The following is a 702-nucleotide window of genomic DNA, read 5'->3' on the forward strand; positions in this document are numbered from 1 at the left end:
AGCTCGGCAGGCAGATCGACCAGCCCGCCCCAACGCCCCGGCTGCTCAAGGCCGAGCACGCGGCCAAGGCCCCAGACGGCCGTCTGATCCGGTGCTTCCAGGTGATCCGAGGCGCCCACCGAGACCGCGCCCCGGGTGGCGAGCCACAGGGGCGCGTCCCATGCGGCGGCGATGTCGGCGAGGGCGCTGGCGGCCGGGTCCTGGGTGCCGGGGGCGCGCAGGGACAGCACGCCGTTGAGGCCGTCGGTCGGCTCGGTCACGACCTCGGCGCCGTGGCGCGTCAGTCCGGCGATCACCGTGTCCGCCAGGGCCTTGTGGTCTTCGGAGCCGAGAACCAGCCAGCGGCGGCCGGTGAGCGTGGGCTCGGGAAGGCCGGAGAGAGGGCTCCAGGTGATGCGGTAGCGCCAACTCTCTGCGGCGGAACGGGCGTTGCGTTCCCGTCGCCACTCGCGCAGCTCGGGGAGCACCGGGCCGAGGAGGTCGGCGAGCTCGCCGCTCTCGACGGCTTTCCAGAACTCCGTGTCGTCGTCGGCCGTGATGGCCGGGGCCGACTCGGGCCAGTAGCGCTGGCGTTGGAAGGCGTAGGTGGGCAGGTCGACGCGGCGGGCGCCGGTGCCGTTGTAGAACGACTCCCAGTCAACCGCCGAGCCCATGGTGTGAAGGGCGGCCAGGGCGGTAACCAGGCTCTCAACCTCGGGGCGG

At 73.2% G+C, this 702-nt stretch carries 1 pseudogene; it reads right to left on the reverse strand.

Annotated elements, in window-relative coordinates:
• Window positions 1–653 (reverse strand): annotated as a pseudogene (locus DEH69_RS23765) (polyketide synthase); the annotation flags it as partial.
• Window positions 654–702: the final 49 nt, after the last annotated feature.

Source organism: Streptomyces sp. PT12, assembly GCF_003311645.1.
In the GTDB taxonomy this organism is placed as follows: domain Bacteria; phylum Actinomycetota; class Actinomycetes; order Streptomycetales; family Streptomycetaceae; genus Streptomyces.